The organism is Candidatus Thiothrix putei, assembly GCA_029972225.1.
In the GTDB taxonomy this organism is placed as follows: Bacteria; Pseudomonadota; Gammaproteobacteria; order Thiotrichales; family Thiotrichaceae; genus Thiothrix; species Thiothrix putei.
This window is the reverse complement of sequence record CP124756.1, coordinates 3087700-3104784: the sequence shown is the minus strand read 5'-3', so window position 1 is coordinate 3104784 and position 17085 is coordinate 3087700. Positions and strand designations below refer to the sequence as shown.

At 50.4% G+C, this 17085-nt stretch carries 16 protein-coding genes; 5 read left to right on the top strand and 11 right to left on the bottom strand.

Annotated features, from left to right (window positions below; genetic code table 11):
• Positions 1-114: 114 nt before the first annotated feature.
• Positions 115-3648, top strand: a complete 3534-nt coding sequence (gene recB / locus QJT81_15915; protein WGZ93283.1) for an exodeoxyribonuclease V subunit beta — start codon at positions 115-117, stop codon at positions 3646-3648.
• On the opposite strand, the gene QJT81_15910 is transcribed toward recB, so the two are convergent.
• Together QJT81_15910 and QJT81_15905 are read right to left on the bottom strand one after the other, a co-directional pair.
• Positions 3649-4341, bottom strand: coding sequence for a hypothetical protein (locus QJT81_15910; protein ID WGZ93282.1), 693 nt, complete (start codon positions 4339-4341; stop codon positions 3649-3651).
• Positions 4342-4355: 14 nt separating this feature from the next.
• Positions 4356-5144, bottom strand: a complete 789-nt coding sequence (locus QJT81_15905) for an inositol monophosphatase family protein (protein ID WGZ93281.1) — start codon at positions 5142-5144, stop codon at positions 4356-4358.
• Positions 5145-5362: 218 nt separating this feature from the next.
• On the opposite strand from QJT81_15905, the gene QJT81_15900 reads away from it, so the two are divergent.
• Positions 5363-5728 carry a hypothetical protein gene (locus tag QJT81_15900; protein ID WGZ93280.1) on the top strand — a complete coding sequence of 122 codons (366 nt, stop codon included), beginning with the start codon at positions 5363-5365 and terminating at the stop codon, positions 5726-5728.
• Positions 5729-5782: 54 nt separating this feature from the next.
• Here the strand turns inward: QJT81_15900 and QJT81_15895 are convergent, their stop codons facing one another.
• From QJT81_15895 to rsxA, 9 genes are read right to left on the bottom strand one after another with little or no spacing between them, the layout of a single operon-like run.
• Positions 5783-6238 carry a hypothetical protein gene (locus QJT81_15895; GenBank protein ID WGZ93279.1) on the bottom strand — a complete coding sequence of 152 codons (456 nt, stop codon included), beginning with the start codon at positions 6236-6238 and terminating at the stop codon, positions 5783-5785.
• 10 nt (positions 6239-6248) lie between these two features.
• The gene (locus QJT81_15890) at positions 6249-6668 is read right to left on the bottom strand and encodes a DUF1841 family protein (protein WGZ93278.1); all 420 of its coding nucleotides are present in this window, start codon (positions 6666-6668) and stop codon (positions 6249-6251) included.
• Positions 6668-7300 carry an endonuclease III gene (gene nth, locus QJT81_15885; protein WGZ93277.1) on the bottom strand — a complete coding sequence of 211 codons (633 nt, stop codon included), beginning with the start codon at positions 7298-7300 and terminating at the stop codon, positions 6668-6670. The genes QJT81_15890 and nth overlap by 1 nt, the downstream gene beginning before the upstream one ends.
• On the bottom strand, positions 7297-7989 hold the full coding sequence (locus tag QJT81_15880; protein ID WGZ93276.1) for an electron transport complex subunit E: 693 nt from the start codon (positions 7987-7989) through the stop codon (positions 7297-7299). Before QJT81_15880 ends, nth begins: the two co-directional genes overlap by 4 nt.
• Entirely contained in the window at positions 7986-8633 is a 648-nt protein-coding gene (gene rsxG, locus QJT81_15875) for an electron transport complex subunit RsxG (GenBank protein WGZ93275.1), read from the bottom strand. Before rsxG ends, QJT81_15880 begins: the two co-directional genes overlap by 4 nt.
• Entirely contained in the window at positions 8630-9664 is a 1035-nt protein-coding gene (gene rsxD, locus QJT81_15870; GenBank protein WGZ93274.1) for an electron transport complex subunit RsxD, read from the bottom strand. The genes rsxG and rsxD overlap by 4 nt, the downstream gene beginning before the upstream one ends.
• A complete protein-coding gene (rsxC, locus tag QJT81_15865; GenBank protein ID WGZ93273.1) occupies positions 9661-11229 on the bottom strand; it encodes an electron transport complex subunit RsxC in 1569 nt (522 codons plus the stop codon). Before rsxC ends, rsxD begins: the two co-directional genes overlap by 4 nt.
• On the bottom strand, positions 11226-11825 hold the full coding sequence (gene rsxB, locus QJT81_15860; protein WGZ93272.1) for an electron transport complex subunit RsxB: 600 nt from the start codon (positions 11823-11825) through the stop codon (positions 11226-11228). The genes rsxC and rsxB overlap by 4 nt, the downstream gene beginning before the upstream one ends.
• Positions 11825-12406, bottom strand: coding sequence for an electron transport complex subunit RsxA (gene rsxA / locus QJT81_15855; GenBank protein WGZ93271.1), 582 nt, complete (start codon positions 12404-12406; stop codon positions 11825-11827). Before rsxA ends, rsxB begins: the two co-directional genes overlap by 1 nt.
• Before the next feature lie 197 nt (positions 12407-12603).
• Between rsxA and QJT81_15850 the strand changes: the two genes are divergently transcribed.
• The 3 genes from QJT81_15850 to QJT81_15840 are packed head-to-tail and all read left to right on the top strand — an operon-like array spanning position 12604 to position 17065.
• The gene (locus QJT81_15850; GenBank protein WGZ96503.1) at positions 12604-13842 is read left to right on the top strand and encodes a glutamate-5-semialdehyde dehydrogenase; all 1239 of its coding nucleotides are present in this window, start codon (positions 12604-12606) and stop codon (positions 13840-13842) included.
• 39 nt (positions 13843-13881) lie between these two features.
• Positions 13882-15555: a thiamine pyrophosphate-binding protein gene (locus tag QJT81_15845; GenBank protein WGZ93270.1), complete on the top strand. Its 1674-nt coding sequence runs from the start codon at positions 13882-13884 to the stop codon at positions 15553-15555.
• Positions 15556-15562: 7 nt separating this feature from the next.
• Entirely contained in the window at positions 15563-17065 is a 1503-nt protein-coding gene (locus QJT81_15840; protein ID WGZ93269.1) for a hypothetical protein, read from the top strand.
• The last annotated feature ends 20 nt before the right edge of the window (positions 17066-17085 follow it).

The following is a 17085-nucleotide window of genomic DNA, read 5'->3' as shown; positions in this document are numbered from 1 at the left end:
TATTGAAATTTTTATAATGAACTATTTAGGGGACTCTATGGGCTTTGTTCAATATGAATAACGATTAAGCTCAGATTCGGTTGACACTTAAATGAAATATTGTTGAACACTGCCATGCAAACACTGAATGCCCAAACAGTATCCTTAGTGGGAACCAACCTGATCGAAGCCAGCGCCGGAACCGGTAAAACCTGGACAATTTCCTGGCTCTACCTGCGCCTCATTGCTGTCTATGGCCTAACCGTCGACAAGGTTTTGGTAGTGACTTATACCGAAGCGGCAACCGCTGAGTTACGTGACCGTATCCGTAAGCGTTTGGCAGATGCCTTGGCCTTTCTGGAAGAGCGCCCACATGAGGAAACGTATGAAGTATTGCTGACAGAAACTCCGTTGCATGACTGCATTCAGCGCTTGCAATTGGCATTGGTAAGTTTCGACGAAGCGGCGGTATTTACCATTCATGGTTTTTGTAAGCGGGTATTATCCGAAAATGCTTTTGAAGCACGAATGCCGTTTGAAACCGAATTGGTGACTAATGAAGACAGCTTATTGACTGAACTCACTGACAAGTTTTGGTATCAACATTTCCTGAAACCCGATGCGCTGCATTTGCGGTTATTGCAAAAACGCAGCCTGACCCCGGACAGTTTGCTTGCCGATGTGCGTAACTTTATTGGCAAGCCGTATTTGCGCACCGATATGCCGCAGGTGACGAATGAGTCATTTGCGCAGTTACAGACGGCATTTGCCCAAGCCTTGCAAACCTGTCAGCAGACGTGGGTAAGTGAACGTGACGCTATTGTCAGCTTATTGCTAGGCGGGGCGCTCAATGGCAGCACTTACAATAAACGCCATGTGCCGAACTGGGCGGGCAAGCTGGATACCTATTTTGCGCAACCGTTGGCGTTGCCCCATGAGGTGCTTGAGCGTTTCACGCCAAACGTGCTGACAGACAAAACCAAAGACGGTAAAGCCACCCCAGAGCATACGTTTTTTGCGCAAGTAGAGGCATTAATCGCGGCAGATTACGCCCAGCAGGAAGGTGAACAAGCCGCGTTGGAACACTTGCGTTGGCAATTACTGCACCACCTGCGTGCTGAATTGCCACTGCGGAAACAGCAATTAGGGATTCTTACTTTTGATGATTTACTGCTGCATTTGCGCGATGCCTTGGAACAACATCCCGATTTTGCACCGCGTTTGGCGCTGAAATACCAAGCGGCATTAATTGATGAGTTTCAAGATACTGACCCGATTCAGTACGAGATTTTCGAGCGCATCTACCGCGATAAGCCGGAACAACCGGTATTTTACGTAGGTGACCCCAAACAAGCGATTTACGGTTTTCGGGGGGCGGATATTTATACCTACCTGAAAGCCGCCAACAGCACTCAGCACCACTACACGCTGCAACATAATTTTCGTTCGCACCCCGATTTGTTGCAAGGGTTGAACCACCTATTTGATCAATCTGCCAATCCATTCCGCAGTGATATTGCTTATGAAATGGTTAGTGCAGGTAAAGCTCAAGACAGTTTGCGGGTAGAGCCGCCATTGTCGCCTATCCGTTTGTGGGATTGGGATTCGCTGGAGGAGGATTTTAATAGCACCAGCGTACAGGCTGCAATGGCTGAAGCGGTTGCTGATGACATTGCCCGTTTGTTGAATGCTGCCCGTATGGGGGCAGCTAAGATTGGCGACCGCCCGGTGGAAAGCAGCGATATTGCGGTATTGGTGCGAGAAAACCAGCAGGGTGAGCAGATTAAGCAGGCGTTGTTGGCACGTGGCATTGCCAGTGTACAAAAATCACGTGACAGTATTTTTTGCACCCGTGAAGCGGCTGATTTCCGGGCGATATTACGTGCCATTGCCGAGCCGGGTAATGAAACGGCGCTTAAACAAGCACTGGTGACTGAACTGTGTGGTTTTACTGCACAAGACTTGTTGGTGTTGGACGATAATCCTGCGTCACTGGAAGCCGAACTCGAAGCCTTCCACCGTTGGCATAAAACATGGCACACTCAAGGCTTTATGCCGATGTTTCGACAGTGGATGTTGCAACGCCAGCGCTATACACACTTATTAGCGTTAGCGGATGGTGAACGCCGCCTTACCAATTTATTGCATTTAGCAGAACTCATCCATACCGAGAGTCGTTTGCAAGGTCATGGAATGCACGCCTTGGTTCGCTGGTTGCAGCAAAAAGCGGAGGCAGGTGAGAAAGACGAAGCCCATGAGTTGCGCTTAGAAAGTGATGAGGATTTGGTGCAAATTACCACCATCCACAAAAGTAAAGGGCTAGAGTACGGTATTGTGTATTGCCCTTATTTGTGGGTGGAACGTGATGCCAAAGCCAGCACTTGGTTCAGTTGGTATGATGCGGGTTCAGCCGGAGGCGTTTCGCGTCTGCAAGCCGATGCTCTAGCGGGTGATGCTGCGCGGCGCTGTTTCCGGGAGGCTGAACAGGCTGAAAGCCTGCGCTTATTGTATGTGGCGCTGACCCGTGCCAAATACCATTGCACCGTCACTTTGGTGAGCGGACGCCTTAACCATTTCGACTACTATTCAGCATTGGGTTGGCTGCTGTTCGGCACATTGCCGCAGAGTAAGGAAATTCTCGGTAAATTGCGTAAAGAAGGAATGCAACCTGATGAACGTCAGCGTTTGATGCATACCCAATTAGCGCATCTCGTGGAGCAGTCCGCAGGCCGTATCAGCCATGAGACATTGCCGGTGAATGAAACGCCGCTACGTTATCAGCCAGACAATCGGCAATGGCAACCCAGTATCCGCCGTTACCAGCAACGTTATGCACCGATACCCAAAGTCGGTAGTTTCAGCGGTTTAGCGGCAGGCAAAGAAGATGAGCGCCCGGACTATGACACGCTGGTATTCGCTTCGACTGCGCTCAGCGACCGGGGTCGTGGCGATGTATTTCCACGTGGTGCAAAAGCTGGAAGCTGTTTGCATAAAATGCTGGAAGAACTGGATTTTACCCAACCGCTTTCAGCACAGCATGACACTGTATTGCGTCCTGCACTAAAACGGCATGGTTTGCCAGAACGCTGGTTGGCAGCAGGTGCACAGCTACTCGAAAACACCTTACATACCCCCTTGTCGTTTACCCAGCAGCGTCTTTGCGACCTGCCGAAATCTCAACGCCTTGATGAACTCGAATTCTATTTTCCGGTAGAACGGTTACGTCTGAAACCATTACAAGCTTTGCTGCACCAACACCTTCCCCTTGAATGGGAGGTCATTCACCATGCTATCGACAAGCTAAAATTTAATGAGCTTACGGGTTATATGAAGGGCTTTATTGATCTGGTGTTTGTGGCGGAGGGGCAATATTTTGTGGTGGATTACAAGTCAAATGAACTGGGTGGAACTTTGGCTGATTACACCCCGTTAGCCATGCAAGAAGCGATGGCGGAACACCATTATTACCTGCAATACCTGATCTATTGTTTAGCGTTGCATCGCTATTTGCAACAACGTTTGCGGGGGTACGAATGGGAACAGCATGTTGGGGGGGCGCTGTATTTATTTTTGCGCGGCATGACACCAGAACAGGCAGGATCAGGTGTATTTTTCCACAAACCGGCATTAGAGTTGATTGATGCGTTGGATCAATTAATGGGCTATTAATCAATGAGGCAAGTCGCGGGCGTATTCGAGCAATGCCGTTTCTAAGCGAGCGAAGGCTTCAGGTTTTGGACTAGCCCCCGGAAAACTTTGGTAGACCAATGTCTTTTCCTTACCGTCAAGCATGATTTCAAGGATTTGGGTGTAATGGCGTTGACCGGCTTTTGCGCCCCCAAAGGTATCGCGTTTGAGGGCGAGTGCGCCACTCTCTTTGATGACGGCATACAGATTGTCGAGATCTTCGGGGCGTAAGGCGAGGCTGATGGTTTTGAGATCCTCCTCTTGCCAGCAAGGGGTGCTTTTTACCCATTGAGCACAACGTCCATCGGTATCTTCAAAATAGGTGTAATTGAGGATGCCATTTTCCAAGTTTATTTCGGTGTAGAAACTTTCACCTGTGGCGCGGAAGCGTAGCGAGAACTCGTTGTTCGGCAGCGTTTGTTGAGCAAGCTTGGGAATTTTCAAGGTATTGGATTTTTCAGGAGGCGTTGGCATGGTTTCCGGCTCCGATGTAACAATGGCAGTGGAATTATCGGGTTGCAACTTGTCAGCGTCGGGGATAATGACGGGTTCTGCGATTGCTTCGACCGGGGGCGCTGGCGGTGGGGCGGAATCACGTTGTTCGCAGCCACTTAATGGCAGCAGCGAGAGTAATAGCAGGCAGTAAGCAGAGGGGATGAAGTTAGCTTGTTTCATCCCCTGATTTTAGTTCATCTCGCCATGACCGGATGCAGGCGTTTGATCATTTCTTTGAAGACTTTTGGGTTAGCGGCGACAACATCACCGGTTTTCAGGAAAGTGTTGTCGCCTTTCATGTCACCGATTAGGCCACCGGCTTCTTGCACCAGCAATACACCCGCCGCGATGTCCCATTCATTCAGGCCAAATTCCCAAAAACCATCAAATCGCCCACTGGCAACATAGGCCAGATCAAGCGCCGCCGAACCGGGGCGGCGCACACCAGCGGTATCCGGCAACAAGGCTTTCATGGTTTGCAGGTACAGATCGAGATTCTGATTGGCACGGAAGGGAATGCCGGTACCTAACAACGCACTTTGCAGGGTGCTGCGTTCGGATACACGGATACGCCGCCCATTCAAGGTAGCGCCTTCACCACGCGCTGCGGCAAAGGTTTCATCTCGTAGCGGGTCATACACCACGCCAACCATTAAACGCCCTTTGTGTTTTAAGGCAACTGAAACCGAATAATGAGGGATGCCGTAAAGGAAGTTGGTTGTGCCATCCAATGGGTCAATGATCCACTCATAATCGCTGTCAGCACCTTGTTTACCGCTTTCTTCACCTAGGAAGGCGTGGTCAGGGTAGGCACGTTGTAGCAAGCGCACGATACCTTGTTCGGCTTGGCGGTCAACCTGACTGACAAAATCATTGTGTGCCTTGTTTTCGACATCCAGCTTATGCACTTTGTTGGCGTAGTGGCGAATGCCTTCGCCTGCTTCGCGTGCGGCTTCTATTGCTTTTCTGAGCATTGGGTGCATCAGCAAACTCCGGTACAGGGGATATTACGGGGCGTCAGGATAGCACAAGCAGGCGTGTTTCTGCACCGTGTTACTAGCAGGAAAGAAAGTTCCAACAGTTTTTTTATTTGCGTCAGAAAAAAAATCGAATTGTATTTTCACTTAAGTGAATTAATCTTAGATGTGTAAATGTTTAAGATTATTTAATCATAACTAAAGCAAGCAAGAAGGTGTGTAAAATGGTAATTAAAAAAGTTTGTCATCAATTAGCAACAGCTTCGCTAGTTTTTTTGTCAGCAACAGCAGCTCAAGTTCAAAGTGCTCCTATTTATGGTGTGGTAGGTGATATACCTAAATCAAAAGTATTATTAATGGCTACGTTAAATAATGGGCCAGCCATGCAACCGGTAACATGGACAGTTTACCGTTTAGAGAATGGTAAAGAGATTTATAATAGATCAATTAATCGCCATTCCGCTAATATTGAACTGGAACCTGGTTTTTATCGGGCTGATGTAACACTTGATGATGGAAGTGTTAGCCGTTCACGTATTTTCGATTTGAGTAATGTTAGTAGTAGTAATGTTATTGTCGCGATGGACTGAACATGAATAATGGTTATTAAGTGGGCGCATTGTGATCAATACGCCCACTTATTTTTAATGTGTTACACGTGCTTTTCCATCTTGGCTGGTTAATATTTTAACTTGCTCACCCATCATAAAACGCTCATCTGCTAATTGAGCTATCGCAATAGTGCGACCATCTTCTAAGCGCATGGTAATTTCGATACCCGGTTTTGATTGAATGCTCCGGTCAAGTGCAATTCCCACAGTGCCGCCGATGACTGCGCCTGCAACGCTGCCAATTATTTGGCCTTTTCCTTGGCCTATATCATTGCCTGCCACGCCACCAATCACGCCACCGGCAACTTTGCCCGTTTCAGCATTGTCTTCACGGATCATGACATTGCGTAAACCGATAATCGTGCCAAATTTCACCTCTTGCAGCGTACCTGCTTGGGCAGTGGTATAAGTATTACTGGATGGCATGATAGAGCAAGCTCCTAATGCCAACGGTAGCAGTAAGATGCCTGCATAAACGCCCAATTTCATGTGTTTTACCTCATTGTTTCTTTAAGCACTCAAGATAAGCGGCTTCATCCGGGATGGTTTGGTGGCGTTGTGCCAGCCAGATGCTTTCTGCCAAACAATCCATCATGCGGTGTTCCGCCGCGTTATTGCCGTATTTGATCACCAATTGCCGGTAAAGTTCGCGAATTCCGGTCGGGCGGTCAGTGGCAACCTGTTCGCGAATCCCAAGGTGCAAGCCCATGTGCAAAAACGGGTTGGTTTCGCCATTGTCGGGCAGGTAGTCGCGTTGTATCGCGCCATCGGGGGCGGCAAAGACGTGATGGTATTCGGGGTGTTCCGCAATTACGCTGGTGATTTGGGTTTCTAACGCATCCAGCGGTTGTTTTTGTTGAAACTTCTGCCAGCATTGCGCGTAATAGCGGCGCATGGCATCGCGGTCATTGCCAAACATTAGACGGTTTTCTCCTTGAAATCACACAGGTCGGCAATCAGGCATTGCCCGCATTTGGGGCTGCGTGCCACGCAGGTATAACGCCCGTGCAAAATCAGCCAGTGGTGCGCATCCAGCAAATATTCCTTGGGAATGTGTTTGAGCAAGCCTTTTTCAACTTCTAACACATTTTTGCCGGGGGCAATGCCGGTACGGTTGGCGACGCGGAAAATATGCGTATCCACTGCCATGGTCGGTTGATGAAACGCAGTATTCAAAATCACATTCGCGGTTTTACGCCCAACACCGGGTAAGGCTTCTAAAGCGGCGCGATCTTGCGGCACTTGTGAGTTATGTTTTTCGATAAGAATACGGCAGGTTTCGATAATATTGGCGGCTTTGCTATTAAATAAACCAATGGTTTTAATGTAATCCTTTAAGCCGTCCACGCCGAGCGCGTAAATCGCTTCTGGGGTATTGGCAGCGGGGAATAAATGCGCAGTGGCTTTGTTTACCCCTTTATCGGTGGCTTGCGCCGAAAGAATAACCGCAATCAGCAATTCAAAGGTGCTGTTATAAACCAATTCAGTGGTAGGGTTGGGATTCGCATCGCGCAGGCGGCGGAAGATTTCCTCCCGCTTGGCTTTATTCATGCGGTTTCACCGAGATTATTAATGGGCATGGTTTTAGCAGATTTAGCCGTTTGCGCCATGCGTTTGTCGATGTAATTTTTTAGTGCTACTAAAAAACCCAAACCAATAAATGCACCGGGGGGCAGGGCAGCCAGTAATAAACCTTTGAAATCATCCCCTAGGGTCAGAGTCAAGCCTCGTGCGGCTTCACCAAACATGAGGTGAGCTTGTGCAAATAATGTTCCATTGCCGACCAGTTCACGCATTCCGCCCAATACCATCAGTACCAGCATGAAGCCGATGCCCATCATCAGGCTGTCATAGCCCGCGTGTAGCGGCGGGTTTTTGGAGGCATAGGCTTCCGAACGCCCGATCACAATGCAGTTGGTCACAATCAGCGGAATGAAAATGCCGAGAATATTGTAAAGGTCGTGGAAATACGCCTGCATCAGCATTTCAATCAGGGTGACATTGCCCGCAATGATCAAGACGAAAGCAGGGATGCGGATTTCGGGGCGAATGTAATCCCTCACGGTGGAAATGGCGAGATTCGATGCCACCAGTGCCAGTAACGTGGCTAATCCCAACCCCAAGCCGTTGACAAAGTTGGTTGTGACCGCCATCAGAGGGCATAAACCCAACAGTTGCACCAAGCCGGGGTTATTGTGCCACAAGCCTGCGACGGTCAGTTCACGGTAAGTTGCATTCATGGCTGTGTTCCTTGTGCAGGCGCTTTGAGGGGAAACAAATTGGCAAAATGGTGTTGTGACCATTCCAAGGTGCGTTTGATTGCGCCGACAACCGCTCGTGGCGTAATGGTTGCGCCAGTAAACTGGTCAAATTCGCCGCCGTCTTTGCGCACTGCCCAGCCTGCGGCAGTTGGGTTTTGCAAGGATTTATCGGCAAAGCTCAAAATCCACGGGTGTTTGTCCGCGTCGATTTTGTCGCCTAAGCCCGGTGTTTCTTTGTGAGCCAATACCCGCACACCTGCCAGCGTTTGATTCGCACGGATACCGACGGCAAGGCGAATTTTGCCGCTGTAGCCATCCGGCGCACTGACGATGAAAAGCGCGGCAACGGGCGCACCTTGTTTGCTGGCACGGTACACGGTTACGTCTTCAGCGCTACCGAAATCCGCAGCGGGTAATGTCTGTTTGCTGGCGAGTAAATCGTTATCGTAGGTTTGTTTATCCACCAGCACATTCAGTTGCTTCAGGGTGGCGGCGCGTTCGTTGGCTTCAACCGTGGGCAGTGTCAGGTCGTACACCGAGGCCAGGGCTAAAGTGCCAAGTAATGCAAATCCGGCAAGGAATGCGCCCGGTTTGATAATTTGTTTGATTAGCGGCTCAGTCATCCCTGTAATCCCTGTTTAGTGCCGTACACACGCGGCTGGGTGTAATAATCCAGCAATGGCACGGCCATATTCATAATGATGACGGAAAACGCAATCGCATCTGGGTATCCGCCCCACGTGCGAATAATGTAGGTGAACAGCCCAATGCCCGCCGCGTAAAACAATTTACCGGTGGGGGTAGTGCTTGCAGATACGGGGTCAGTAGCAATGAAAAATGCCCCCAACATCGCAGCCCCGCTAAACAAATGAAACAGCGGCGACGCATACGCTTGCGAGTCAATCAGCCAAAACACACTGGCTATCAGCGCCAATGTTCCCAGCAATGCGACCGGAATCTGCCAGCCGATAATGCGTTGCCACAGCAACCACAAGCCGCCGAGGAGCCATGCCAGACTTACCCACTCCCACGCTTGCCCCGCCAACAGGCCGAATTGCCCCGTGGCGTAAATTTCGCTTAAAGGTTTATGCAAACTCAAGCTGATTTTGACCGCATCGAGCGGGGTAGCCGCGCTCAGTGCATCCCAGCCTTGGATGCTCCCGGCAAATACGTGTTGCAAGGTTTGCCCCAAACCAATATGCACAAAGCTGAAATCCACTGGTGCAGGCCAAATCGTCATTTGCACCGGATAAGACACTAACACGGCGGCATAACCAATCATCGCGGGGTTGAACGGGTTGTAACCCAAGCCACCATACAAATGCTTAGCAATCACAATCGCAAAAATCATCGCAATCGCAATCAACCACCAAGGCGAAAACGCAGGCATTGCCACCGCTAACAACCACGCCGTGACCACCGCACTGTAATCGCTCAGAAACGGGCGTACCGGGCGTTGGCGCAATTTCAACATGCCCCATTCCAGCAACTCCGCCAAGACAATAGCCAGCACTAAATTACTGAGTATCCCCCAACCAAAGTACCAGATCAGTACGGCTGTGCCGGGAATCAGGGCGTACAGCACTTGGCGCATAATGCTGCTGACATCTTGTTTGCCGCTCACGTAAGGGGACGTGCGTTTGCTGAAAATCATTCCGTGGTTTCCCCAGTAGTGGCTTGGGCGGCAGCTTCTGCTTTTTTGGCTTTAGCGCGTTCCAGTGCGGCTTGAATAGCGGCTTTTTTGCCGTCATCGGTAGTGGCTTGCGCCTGTTCTTTGTGTTTGGCTAGCTTTTCGGCTTTTTCACGTTTGGCGCGTTCGAGGCGTTCCTGATGGAAATCGTGACGTTCGCGGGCAATGTTTGCCTTGGTTTTGGCGTCGCGTTGGGTGCGAATTTCCGCCTTGGCAAAGCGGTAATAATCCACCAAACGAATGTGGCTGGGGCAGACGTAGGCACAGCAGCCGCATTCGATGCAGTCAAACAAGTGGTATTGTTCGGCTTTGTCGAAATCGCGGGCGCGGCTGTGCCAGTAAAGCTGTTGTGGCAGTAAATTGGCGGGGCAGGCTTCGGCACAACGTCCGCAGCGGATACAGGGCAGGGCGGGCTGCTGTTCGTTCTCAGGAATATCGCTGACCAAAATGCAGTTGGTCGCTTTGACGACAGGGATTTGGTCGCTGTGCAAGGAAATACCCATCATCGGGCCGCCCATTGCCAAACGCTTTGCTGCTGGCGTGTAGCCACCGCTGTGTGCAATCAGGTGTTGAATCGGTGTACCTAACGGGACTTCGACATTGCAAGGTTGCGCTACACCTTTGCCGGTGATGGTGAGGTAACGGTCAATCAGCGGTTCACCCAAGACCACGGCACGGTAAATGGCACGGGCAGTTGCGGGGTTGTGGCAAACAATGCCAATCGTGGATGGTCTGCCGCCGCTGGGGACTTCCTTGCCGGTGAGGATTTTAATGAGCTGCTTTTCGCTGCCGCTGGGGTAAAGCGTGGGGATGGGGATAATCGCAATGCGTTGATCACCGAGTTCCTCACGCGCGGCTTGCATGGCAGCAATCGCTTCGGGCTTATTGTCTTCAATGCCGATCAAGCAGCGTTGGGTGGCGATAATGTGCATCATGATTTGCACCCCGCGTAAGATTTCCAGCGGCTTTTCACGCATCAGGCGGTCGTCGCAGGTGATGTACGGTTCGCATTCTGCGCCGTTGATTACCAGAGCTTCGATGGGAATATTGTCATGCACATTGAGTTTAATCGCGGCAGGGAATACCGCGCCGCCCATGCCAACAATTCCCGCTGCACAAATGCGTTGGCGTAAGATTTCGCCATCCACTTGGTTGGGGTCGGGGTAGGTGGGCATTCGGGCATTGCCCCAATCGTCTTTGCCGTCGGGTTTGAGGATGACACACAAATCACTGAGACCGGAGGGGTGGGCAATCGGGCGTTCTTCAATCGCGGTAATTGTACCGGAAGTGCTGGCGTGTAACGGCACTTTCATAAAGCCGGTGTGCGAGGCAATTTCTTGCCCCTTGTAAACGTAATCACCCGCTTTGACCGTGAGCGTGGGCTTGTAACCGCTGTGTTGCTGGAGGGGAATGATTAATTCCTCCGCCATTGGCAAATGCCGCACTGGGGCAGCGTTGGAATCTTCCTTGTGGTAATCCAGATGCAGACCGCCGTGATTACGCCAGAGTTTATGCAAGGTTTGTATCATGAGGCCACCTTTGGTGCTTGCGCGTTGGCATCATTGGAAGGCGAGGATTGTTGCATCAGCGTGTAAACCGGATACGGCCATTTCCAATTAGCAGGCTCGACCTTAACGGGAACCATCGCGATGCAATCCACCGGACACGGCGGCAGGCACAGTTTGCAGCCGGTGCATTCGCTTTCAATAATGGTGTGCATGTGTTTTGCCGCGCCGACAATCGCATCGACGGGGCAGGCTTGAATGCACAAGGTGCAGCCGATGCAGGTATTTTCGTCGATCACCGCGACCAATGGCACGCTGGAATGTTCGCCGTTTTCATCGTTGAGCGGTTTGGCTTCCACGCCCAGCAATTCGGCGAGGGCTTTAATTGTGGCTTCACCACCGGGCGGGCAATGGTTGATGTCGGCTTCACCTTTGGCGATGGCTTCGGCGTAAGGGCGGCAACCGGGGAAACCGCATTGCCCGCATTGGGTTTGCGGCAGAATCGCATCCACTTTGTCTGCAATCGGGTCGCCTTCGACTTTGTAACGAATCGCGGCGTAACCCAGCAGCAACCCGAAGATGGCTGCCAGCCCGCTAATGATAAGTATGGCTGCCAACATCAGTGTTTCACCAATCCAGAAAAGCCCATGAATGCCAGCGCCATTAGCCCAGCCGTAATCAAGCCAATTGCGTTGCCTTGGAAGGTTTCCGGCACATCCGCCACCGCAAGGCGTTCACGAATACCCGCAAACAAGACCAAGACCAAGGTGAAACCCAGTGCCGCACCCATGCCGTACAGCGCGGATTCAATGAAGTCGTGGGTTTCCTGCACATTCAACAATGCCACCCCCAACACGGCGCAATTGGTGGTAATCAACGGCAAATAGATACCCAATACGTTGTACAACACCGGGCTGCTTTTGCGAATCACCATTTCGGTAAAGCCCACAATCGCGGCAATCACCAGAATAAAGCTGATGGTGCGCAAATATTCCAAGTGAAACGGTTCGAGCAGGTAATTGTTCACCAAATAACTGGCAACTGATGAAAGCGTCAGCACAAACGTGGTTGCCAAACCCATGCCCATCGCGGTTTCCAGCTTTCTGGAAACGCCCATGAACGGGCATAATCCCAAGAAGTGTGACAGGACAAAGTTATTGACCCACACCGTACCAACAATAATAAGTAAGTAATCTGTCATAAATTCAGGCTTTGGGAATGGTTTCCAGTGAATAACTGAGCGGCGTATTTTGCCATATTGGCGAGTTATAACCTACAGCAAAGCGGCTGCCCATGATAATTGTCAGAAAGATCGTAGCGCTATTTTCGTGATAATATCGCTAGATTGCATACCGTGAGGATTTGGATTTGGATACTAACACGACGATTACCACTTACATGCAAGGCGTTGGTCAGCAAGCAAAGCAGGCTGCTCAGATCCTTGCGAATACTGAGATTAGCACTAAAAACAATGCATTGCTGCGTATTGCTGAAGTGATGTTGGAACGTGCGGACTGGCTGAAGGCTGAAAATGCCAAAGATTTGGCGGCAGGGCGCGACAAAGGCTTGGATGCGGCGATGCTGGATCGCTTGACGCTGACCGATAAAACGATTGCAGGCATGGCGGAAGGTGTGCGCCAAGTGGCGACGCTGGCTGATCCGATTGGCACGATTACCGATATGAGCTACCGCCCGTCGGGGATTCAGGTGGGCAAAATGCGTGTGCCGTTGGGTGTGGTGGGCATTATTTACGAATCGCGCCCGAATGTGACGGTGGATGCGGCGGCTCTGTGCCTGAAATCCGGTAATGCCACGATTTTGCGCGGTGGGTCGGAGGCGATTCATTCAAATCAGGCGATTGCAGCGTGTGTGCGGGCAGGCTTGGAAGCGGTCGGTTTGCCATCCGCCTGTGTGCAAGTGGTGGAAACCACGGATCGGGCTGCGGTGGGCGAATTGCTACGCATGGCGCAATACGTCGATGTGATTGTGCCGCGTGGTGGCAAGGGCTTGATTGAGCGGGTGAGTGCCGAATCGCGCATTCCGGTAATCAAGCACTTGGACGGGATTTGCCATGTGTACATTGATGATCAGGCCGATCTTGAGAAAGCGGTGAAGGTGGCAGTGAATGCGAAGACGCACCGTTACGGCGTGTGCAATGCGATGGAAACCTTGCTGGTAGCAGAGGGTGTGGCGGCGCAAGTGTTGCCAATCTTGGCGGAAGAATACGCGGCGAAGGGCGTGGAATTGCGCGGTTGTGAGCAGACGCGGGCGCTGTTGCCTGCGTGTGTGGCGGCGACCGAAGAAGATTGGGGGGCGGAATACTTAGCACCAATTTTGTCCATCAAGGTGGTGGCGGGTATGGCTGAGGCGATTACGCACATTAATACTTATGGGTCGCAACATACCGACGCGATTATTACTGAGAATTACACGCGGGCGCGGGCGTTTTTGCGGCAGGTGGATTCGAGTTCGGTGATGGTGAATGCGTCAACACGTTTTGCCGATGGCTTTGAATATGGGCTGGGGGCGGAGATTGGGATTAGCACCGATAAGATTCATGCGCGGGGGCCGGTGGGTTTGGAGGGCTTAACGTCGCAGAAGTATGTGGTGTTGGGGGATGGGCATATTCGACAATGATGATGTTTTGTTCTATATCCATCGGCACAGGTAGTTTTCATGCAAATTCAGGTTAGTCAACTTATCGTTAAGTTCCTGCAACAGTTAGGTGTGGAAACGATTTTCGGGATGCCCGGTGCACACATCCTTCCCGTATACGATGATCTTTATGGCTCCGGTATTCAGACGGTGCTGGTCAAGCATGAGCAAGGTGCTGCTTTTATGGCGGGCGGTTATGCGCGGGTGAGCGGGCGTATTGGTGCTTGCATCACGACCGCAGGCCCCGGAGCCAGTAATTTGATTACCGGTATTGCCAATGCCTACGCTGATAAATTGCCGATGATTGTGATTACCGGCGAAGCGCCTACCCATATTTTCGGGCGTGGCGGTTTGCAGGAAAGTTCAGGGGAGGGGGGCAGTATTGACCAAACTGCCTTGTTTTCTGGTGTAACCCGTTACCATAAGTTAATCGAGCGCACCGACTACCTCACCAATGTATTGAATCAAGCCGCAAGGCAACTGGTTTCTGATGTACCTGGCCCTGTGGTGCTAAGCATCCCCGTCAATGTGCAAAAAGAATGGGTGGATGCTACGATTCTGGAACAATTACCGACACTTAAACCGCTCCCTAAGCTGCACATAATCCCTTCTGTGCTGGAACAATGTGCTGAGATGATCCGTCAAGCCCGATGCCCGGTGATTCTTGCTGGTTATGGTTGTTTGCAATCTGCTCAAGCCCGTGCTGAGTTACATAAATTCAGTGAGCATCTCAATATTCCCGTCGCCACCAGCTTGAAAGGCAAGGGCGCTATGGATGAACGTTCTGCGCTGTCACTAGGCAGTCTGGGTGTCACCTCTAGCGGTCATGCCATGCATTACTTCATGCAGGAAGCTGATTTGATTATCCTGTTAGGGGCTAGTTTCAACGAACGCACCAGTTATGTCTGGAAGCAGGGTGTATTAAATCCCAGCAAAATTATTCAGGTTGACCGTAACGTGGCACAACTTGAAAAAGTCTTTAAGGCCGATTTAGCGATTCAGTCTGATCTGGGGGATTTTCTGGCGGCACTGAATGCCTATTGCGTGCCACAGGGGCTTGAGCCAAAACCCTGCCCTGATATTGCTGCTTTCAAACGCCGTATTGACGCTAAAAATGAAGCAGAAGGTACGGTTATATTCGGTCATAAATTCGCCTTGGTTAAAGCACTGTTTGCACGGCTAGAACAGCAGTTCGATGAAGGTATTGTATTGGTCGATGACAATATTATATTCGCGCAAAATTTTTATCGGGTAAAAGCGTGTGATTTATTTGTACCGAATACGGGCGTATCGTCATTGGGTCATGCCATTCCTGCTGCGATTGGGGCACGTTTTACCTTGAATAAACCCATTTTTGCGATTTTGGGAGATGGTGGCTTCCAAATGTGTTGCATGGAAATCATGACTGCCGTGAACTACCACATCCCTCTCACTATTATTCTGTTCAATAATCAGACTTTGGGGTTGATCCGTAAAAATCAGCACCAGCAATATGCACAGCGTTTTCTGGATTGTGACTTTCAGAACCCGGATTATTCCTTATTGGCAAAATCTTTTGGTATCAATCACTTCAGTGTTAAAACATCAGTAGATTGTGAGAGTGTTTTTGCGCAAGTCGATTTCCATCGCGGTATTAACCTGATCGAGTTATTCATCGATCAGGATGCTTACCCCAATTATTCTTCGCGCCGTTGAGGTTGTCATGTCGGCAAATCATGCCTTTGTTCTCAGTATCCCGGTGGCGGGTCGCCCTGCACATTTACGCAACTGTTTAGAGAGTATTTACCAGCAAATTGCCCGCTATGGCTATGCTGGCAGTATTAGCATTGTGGTGGCTGAGGACAGCCGTGAACCCCATCATATTGCACAGCATAAGGCATTGGTGGCAGCGTATGCGGAGAAAGGGTTAACGGTCATCCATTTCGACCAAGCCGAACAGTATCAAATGCTGCAAGCGATTCCCGATGCGCAACGCCAACACTTGGGACATTTGCTGACTACCCAGCCTGCCGAACGTTTTTACCTGAAAGGGCAAGCTGCCAACCGCAACCTCAGTTATCTGAAAATGCTGTCGATGACGCAGGATAAAGCCCGTACTTTGTATTATTTGGTGGATAGCGACCAGTCATTTCTGCCAGAAATTGATTATTTTCATGCTATCGACCGTATTTTCCGAACCACGGATACCCTGATGCTGACGGGTAAGCTGGTGGGTGATCCACCGGTATCACCAGCGGTCATGGCGGCGAATTTTTTGGAGGATGTCACCGCATTTTTGCATGAAATTGCTACCTATGAAATACGCGAGGCGTGCCGGTTTCATCGCGATACGCCGTTACCTGGGGATGCTGCTTACCACGATTTGGCGAAACTGTTCGGGCTTGAGCAGCAGGCGACTGTTTTCGAGTACCGTTGCCCGCTTGCAGGGGAGCATGACCATCATGCGTGTCTTGATACGTTTGCGGCGCGTTTGCAGGCATTTTTCTTTGGTGAGCACCTGACACGTAAAACTGCTTTCCAACTGACTGAAGAACCGCTTGCACTAGTCCCGGCACGCACGATTTATCCGGGTAATTACATTGTGAATTTCGATGGGTTGAAATACATCATTCCTTTCGGGCACTTACGTTTACGGATGTCGGGACCAACGGCGGGGCGTTTGATTCAGGCTGAAATTGGTGCGCGTTTTGTTTCAGCCAATCTGCCTATGTTACACAGGCGTACTTCTGAGACGGATTTACAGGATGATTTTCGCCCCGGTGTGGAACAGCAGCACGATGCACTGATTGACATTTCTAATGAATTTGAGCGTCAGTTTTTTGGTGACTTAATGTTATTTTCGGTCGTGGAATGGCTGAAGCAGTATGACTTGGAACAATTAAGCAATAAAGAATGCTTGCAAACAGTCGTTGATAAAGTAGAGGCTGAGCTATTAGCTTTGTACCAAACAAAACACGTAGCAGTGAACCAGCGTTGCCATGCGCTTGTTGCTTGGCTCAAGGAGCAGCATTATTGGGAAGAAATGCCCGCTTTACGTCATATCGAACAGTTTCTGTACAATATCGAGCACAATTTCGGGGATGAAGCCATTGCTTGGCAGCAAATACAATCGCTGACACACCGAAAGGGGCGTAAGCAGCAGATTATTCATGCGTTAATGCATTACCGTCATGAACGTACAGTCTGGGACAGTTTATTTGTCTGATTTATAGATGACCTTCGTTT

What these genes read in the sequence shown, in the direction of transcription:
- recB (WGZ93283.1), top strand. Translation starts at nt 115, where the DNA reads ATGCAAACACTGAATGCCCAAACAGTATCCTTAGTGGGAACCAACCTG.
- QJT81_15910 (WGZ93282.1), bottom strand. Translation starts at nt 4,341, where the DNA reads ATGAAACAAGCTAACTTCATCCCCTCTGCTTACTGCCTGCTATTACTC.
- QJT81_15905 (WGZ93281.1), bottom strand. Translation starts at nt 5,144, where the DNA reads ATGCACCCAATGCTCAGAAAAGCAATAGAAGCCGCACGCGAAGCAGGC.
- QJT81_15900 (WGZ93280.1), top strand. Translation starts at nt 5,363, where the DNA reads ATGGTAATTAAAAAAGTTTGTCATCAATTAGCAACAGCTTCGCTAGTT.
- QJT81_15895 (WGZ93279.1), bottom strand. Translation starts at nt 6,238, where the DNA reads ATGAAATTGGGCGTTTATGCAGGCATCTTACTGCTACCGTTGGCATTA.
- QJT81_15890 (WGZ93278.1), bottom strand. Translation starts at nt 6,668, where the DNA reads ATGTTTGGCAATGACCGCGATGCCATGCGCCGCTATTACGCGCAATGC.
- nth (WGZ93277.1), bottom strand. Translation starts at nt 7,300, where the DNA reads ATGAATAAAGCCAAGCGGGAGGAAATCTTCCGCCGCCTGCGCGATGCG.
- QJT81_15880 (WGZ93276.1), bottom strand. Translation starts at nt 7,989, where the DNA reads ATGAATGCAACTTACCGTGAACTGACCGTCGCAGGCTTGTGGCACAAT.
- rsxG (WGZ93275.1), bottom strand. Translation starts at nt 8,633, where the DNA reads ATGACTGAGCCGCTAATCAAACAAATTATCAAACCGGGCGCATTCCTT.
- rsxD (WGZ93274.1), bottom strand. Translation starts at nt 9,664, where the DNA reads ATGATTTTCAGCAAACGCACGTCCCCTTACGTGAGCGGCAAACAAGAT.
- rsxC (WGZ93273.1), bottom strand. Translation starts at nt 11,229, where the DNA reads ATGATACAAACCTTGCATAAACTCTGGCGTAATCACGGCGGTCTGCAT.
- rsxB (WGZ93272.1), bottom strand. Translation starts at nt 11,825, where the DNA reads ATGTTGGCAGCCATACTTATCATTAGCGGGCTGGCAGCCATCTTCGGG.
- rsxA (WGZ93271.1), bottom strand. Translation starts at nt 12,406, where the DNA reads ATGACAGATTACTTACTTATTATTGTTGGTACGGTGTGGGTCAATAAC.
- QJT81_15850 (WGZ96503.1), top strand. Translation starts at nt 12,604, where the DNA reads ATGCAAGGCGTTGGTCAGCAAGCAAAGCAGGCTGCTCAGATCCTTGCG.
- QJT81_15845 (WGZ93270.1), top strand. Translation starts at nt 13,882, where the DNA reads ATGCAAATTCAGGTTAGTCAACTTATCGTTAAGTTCCTGCAACAGTTA.
- QJT81_15840 (WGZ93269.1), top strand. Translation starts at nt 15,563, where the DNA reads ATGTCGGCAAATCATGCCTTTGTTCTCAGTATCCCGGTGGCGGGTCGC.